At 72.1% G+C, this 4,785-nt stretch carries 4 protein-coding genes; all 4 read right to left on the reverse strand.

Annotated features, from left to right (window positions below; all coding sequences use genetic code 11):
- On the reverse strand, positions 1 to 2,155 hold a 2,155-nt coding region (locus tag ACFVXK_RS36975), incomplete at its 3' end, for a TIM-barrel domain-containing protein (RefSeq protein ID WP_389621284.1).
- Positions 2,156 to 2,355: 200 nt separating this feature from the next.
- A complete protein-coding gene (locus tag ACFVXK_RS36980; RefSeq protein ID WP_389621275.1) occupies positions 2,356 to 3,132 on the reverse strand; it encodes a class I SAM-dependent methyltransferase in 777 nt (258 codons plus the stop codon).
- An 86-nt stretch (positions 3,133 to 3,218) separates the two neighbouring features.
- Positions 3,219 to 4,172, reverse strand: a complete 954-nt coding sequence (locus tag ACFVXK_RS36985) for a transporter (RefSeq protein ID WP_389621278.1) — start codon at positions 4,170 to 4,172, stop codon at positions 3,219 to 3,221.
- On the reverse strand, positions 4,169 to 4,785 hold a 617-nt coding region (locus ACFVXK_RS36990; protein ID WP_389621281.1), incomplete at its 5' end, for an ATP-binding cassette domain-containing protein. The genes ACFVXK_RS36990 and ACFVXK_RS36985, both read right to left, overlap by 4 nt.

Genomic DNA, 4,785 nt, shown 5'->3' on the forward strand with positions numbered 1-4,785 from the left:
TGTAGCTGCCGGTGGGGGCGCCGACGGCGACGGTGACCGTGCCGGAGCCGCTCGCCGGGGCGGTGACGTCGACGCGCTGGCGGGCGTAGGCGCCGGAGGCGTAGGCGCGGGTGCGGCCGTCGTCCTCGTAGAGGTCGAAGGAGCTCGTGCCGCGGGGGTGGATGTCGTAGGTGAGGGTGGAGACGGGCTTCTCGCCGCCGTAGTTCATCTGCGGCCACATCGGGACGACGGCCCCGCCCTTGACGAAGAGGGGGAGGGTGTCGAGGGGTGCCTGGTAGCCGTTGAGCCAGCCGGGGCCGGCGTACGTCCTGCCCGTCCAGTAGTCCGTCCACGTTCCGGCGGGCAGGTAGATGCCGTCGCGGACGGAGGTGTCGGAGACGACGGGGGCGACGAGGAAGGAGTCGCCGGCCATGAACTGGCCGCTGGTGAGGTTGCCGCGGGCCACCGGGTCGTCGGGGTATTCCAGGACCATGGCGCGGGTGCTGGGGACGCCGGTGTCGTGGGCGACGCGGCTCATCGTGTACAGGTAGGGCATCAGCCGCATCTTGAGCTGGAGGTACTTGCGGTTGACGGAGAGGTAGGGCTCGGAGAAGCGCCAGGGCTGCTTGTCCTGGTAGCCGGCCGAGGGGTTGGTCGCGCCCCAGCCGGACATGGTCATGAAGGCGGGGGTGAAGGCCTTCCACTGGAGGTCGCGGACGTACGTCTTGGGGCTGCCGCCGAAGATGCCGTCGACGTCGCCGGAGGCGTAGTTGATGCCGGACAGTCCTGCTCCGGCGATGGCGGGGACGTGCCAGCGCATGTCGTCCCAGGTGCCGTACGTGTCCCCGGTCCAGACGACGGCGTTGCGCTGGGTGCCGGCCCAGCCGTCGACGGTCCAGACGTAGCGGCGGGCGTCGGAGTTCTTCTCGATGCCGTCGACGGCCTGCTGGACGCCCTGGAAGGCGGTCTTGTAGCCGCCGCCGATCCAGGCGACGTCGGTCTTGACCCCGCGGGTGCCGGCCGTGCCCACCTCGTCGGCGATGGAGCCGAGTCCGGTGGAGGTCCACAGGCCGGTCTGGAAGCCCTTGGCCTTCAGGGCGTCGACCGTGGACTTCAGGGGTGCGGTGTAGCCGCAGCCGTAGCCGTCGTTGGGCAGGAACCAGCCCGAGGGCATGTCGGCGGCGCGGGCGTCGGCGGCGTAGCCGACGACGTCGGGGGTCGTCTGGTGGCGGAGCCTGTTGTGGTCGCCCTGGTAGGCGGGGTTGGAGGCGTTGAAGCAGTCGGCGTTGCCGAGTTCGAAGCCCCACATCGGCGCCATGAAGGGTTTTCCGCTGACGTCGGTGTAGGCGTCGAGGACGGATTTGAGGGAGTCACCGGTGAAGTACCAGGCGTCGAAGCGGTTCTCGTCGTGGGTGAGGGTGGTGGGCGAGTTGAAGGCGTACGAGCCGGGGGCCCAGGTGTTGCGCATGACGCCGTAGTCGTTGGTGGACATGTAGAAGGGGGCGGGGCTGGCGTTGTCGTTCTCGCGCCAGTTGTTGTCGACGGCCACGGGGACGGTCTTGTCGCGCAGCGCCCATTCGCCCAGGCGCAGGCCGGTGCCGTAGAACTGCTCGTCGGCGCCGCGGGCCAGGGTCTGGACGGTCTTGCCGCCGCCCCACTTGGTGGGCTGGGTCTCCTGCCAGACGGGGGTGGAGTCGTCGGCGCGGTAGACGGAGAACAGCAGGGGCGACTTGTTGACGTGGATGGACACGGAGCCGGTGGTGATCCGGTAGTAGGTGCCCGCGTCGGTGTAACCCGCCGCCACCGGGCCGAAGTCGGTGGTGGGGGCGAGGTCGGAGCCGGCCGGGTCGTCGGTGAAGGAGCCGTCCGGGGACAGCCAGAGCCGGAAGATGTCGGCGCGGGCGACGGACACCCGGGCCTTGGCGCCGCTGGTGGTGCTCACGGTGAAGGTGCCGCCCGACTGGGACAGGGCGGTGACCGAGCCGGCGGTGGAGGACGGGGCGGCGGGGGCGGCCGCCGCGCGGGCGGTGGCCGGGCCGGCGGCCGCGAGGCCCGCGACGGCCAGGGCCCCGGCGAGCAGGGCCGCGAGCCGGCTGCGGGTACGGGGGCGGGGGTGCGGGGGGTGGCCGTGCCTCGTGGTCGGTCTCGTCGTGCTCGACGGAGGGGTCTGACTCATGGGGCAGCTCCTCGTGCGGTCCGGATGGCGGACTACCGCTTTGGCATGCACCCGGAAAGATAGCGACCCCGGCGGAGTTGGTGAAGGAACTTGCTCGAAGTGGTGCGCGAACGCGCAGTTTCGAGCAACGGGCGCGGTGGGCCGGGCCTGTCCGGGAATCGGCGTTTGCTCCGGTCCCGGACAGGGCAGCGGCGGCCGGGTCAGCCGGCCGTGACGCGGATCTTGGACTGGCCGTGGCCGAGGGTCTCCCAGTCGTCCATGAACCGGGCCTTGAGCCCGTGCCGGGCCGCGAGGCCGACGAGGGTTTCGGTGCGGTAGTAGAAGTCCTCGCGCAGCACCTGGTGTTCGGCGCCCTCGGTGCGGTCGAAGGTGAAGTCGAACCAGCCGCCGGGCGCCAGCACCCGCTCCACGTGGGCCAGGCACTCGTCGATGATCCCGATCGGCGAGTGGGAGAACACGCTGTGCGCGTGGACCACGTCGAAGTGGCGGTCGGGCAGGAAGTCCAGGGTGAGGTCCTGGGTGATCGTGAGGTAGGGGACCTTGTCCTGGAGTCCCCTGCCGGCCAGGGTCCGCTTGGCGGCTATGAGGATGTCGGGGGAGATGTCGATGCCGTAGTAGTGGCCCGCGTCGAGGTGGTCGATGAACCTCCAGCCCGCGCGGAGGTTGCCGCAGCCGATGTCGAGCATGCGGTGGCCCGGGGCGAGGCCGTGGTCCGTGAGGTAGTCGAACTGCATCTTGCCGAGGGCCAGCCACCGGTCGTGGGTCTGGCTGCCGACGGCGGCCTCCGGGTTGCGGCCGGTGTCGGAGGCCATGACCGCGCGGTAGTAGTCCACGTGGTCGGGGTGCTTGAAGCGCAGCCAGCCGTCGCGCGCGGCGCGGCGTACGTACGGGGCGATGCGGGTCGGGTTGCTGAGTGCGTAGCGGACCTTGTGGCCGACGCTGGCGCGGTCGGCGGTGAGGTTCTTCCTGGTGGCCATGAGGGGTCCCCTGGGGTGCGTGTGCGTACGGTGGTCGGGGTGCGGTCGGGTCGGGCGGTGCGGTCGGGTCAGGCGGTGCGGTCGGGTCAGGCGGTGCGGCGGCGCAGGACGAGCAGGGTCAGGGCCACGAGCACGGCGGCCGCTCCGAGGTAGAGGGCGGCGTCGATCCACTGGAAGGCCCAGAAGTCACCGCTGGGGAAGACCTTGTGGTAGCGGGCGACGAACCCGTGTTCCGCCATGCACCGGCGGAGTTCCTCGCCGGAGGTCTGGCAGACGGTGTCGATGGAGTGCTCGCTGCCGTCGGGCGTGAGGTAGCCGAACTTACCCGTGGACCAGGCGCTGCCGACCGGCCGCTTGGGGGTCATGCCGGGGGTGATCCGGGTCTCCGGGTCGAACCAGCTGCGGCGGAAGTACGTCGCGACCACCATGGCCGTGCCGATCGCGGCGAGGGCCGCGCCCATGGCGGGGAGCACCCGGGGCACCAGCAGCCCGGCCAGTGTCCCGGCGGCGAGGCCGAACAGCGCGCAGGCCACGGGGGCGGGGCCGGTGGCGTTGTAGACGGGGGCGTCGTGCCAGTACAGGCCGTCGAGGGTGTTGGCGATGGGCAGCCACCACCAGGCGACCAGGGCGGCGACCACCAGCGAGGCGAGGACGGCGCAGAGCGCGGCGAGGCCGAAGCGGGCCGCGAACCAGCGGCGCGGGCCGACGCCCTGGGTCAGGGCCAGTTTGAAGGTGCCGGTCTCCAGTTCGCGGCCGATCAGCGGCGCTCCCCAGAAGACGCCGATGACGGCGGGGAGGAGGAGGCCGACGGTGCCGAGGACGCGGATGGCGGCGGTGTTCCCCTCCAGGATCTCGAAGGTGGCCAGGCTCTCGCAGCCGCCGTTCCAGCCGGGGCAGGGGGTCCAGTCGTACTGGTCGATCAGCCGCATCATCTCGGAACGGCGGTACGTCACCCAGGCCGCGCACGCCGCCAGCAGGGCGGCCCCGGTCAGGATCGTCAGCCGCTGCTGGCGCCAGGCCAGCCAGAGCACGCCCTTCACGCGGCGGCCTCCTTCGCGGGGGCCTCGGGGGCGGGTTCGGGGGAGCGGGAGCGCAGGTGTGCGAGCAACAGGGTTTCCAAGGAGGGGGTTTCGGCGATCCAGCGGCCGTCGGCGCCCGGGGGCGGGGTGACGCCGTCGGGTTCGGCGGGTCCTGCGGGTTCGGCGGAGGCGTGCGGGTCGGCGGGCCCGGTGCGGACGAGGGCGGTGACCTGGCGGCCGCCGACCGCGGCGTGCACCACGGTGCTCCGGTCGAGGTCACGGGGCAGGCCGTCGCGTTCCACGGGGTCGGCGCGGCCGGTGAGCCAGGTGTGCGCCTCGCGCAGTTCGTGGACGTCGCCGGCCAGGCGGACCGTTCCGCGGTCGAGGAGCAGCACGTGGTCGCAGGAGTCCTCCAGTTCGGCGAGCACGTGCGAGGACATCACGATGCCGGTGCCGCGCTCGGCCGCCTCCGCCATCAGCAGGCCCGTCACCTCGTGGCGGGCCAGCGGGTCGAGGTCGGCGAGCGGCTCGTCGAGGAGCAGCAGGTCGGCGCGCTTGCCGAGGACGAGGGCGAGGGCCACCCGGGTGCGGCTGCCGCCGGAGAGGGAGCCGACGCGGGCGTCGAAGGGGATGT

This window comes from Streptomyces sp. NPDC058157, assembly GCF_042884105.1.
Taxonomy (GTDB): Bacteria; Actinomycetota; Actinomycetes; order Streptomycetales; family Streptomycetaceae; genus Streptomyces.

What these genes read in the sequence shown, in the direction of transcription:
- ACFVXK_RS36980 (WP_389621275.1), bottom strand. Translation starts at nt 3,132, where the DNA reads ATGGCCACCAGGAAGAACCTCACCGCCGACCGCGCCAGCGTCGGCCAC.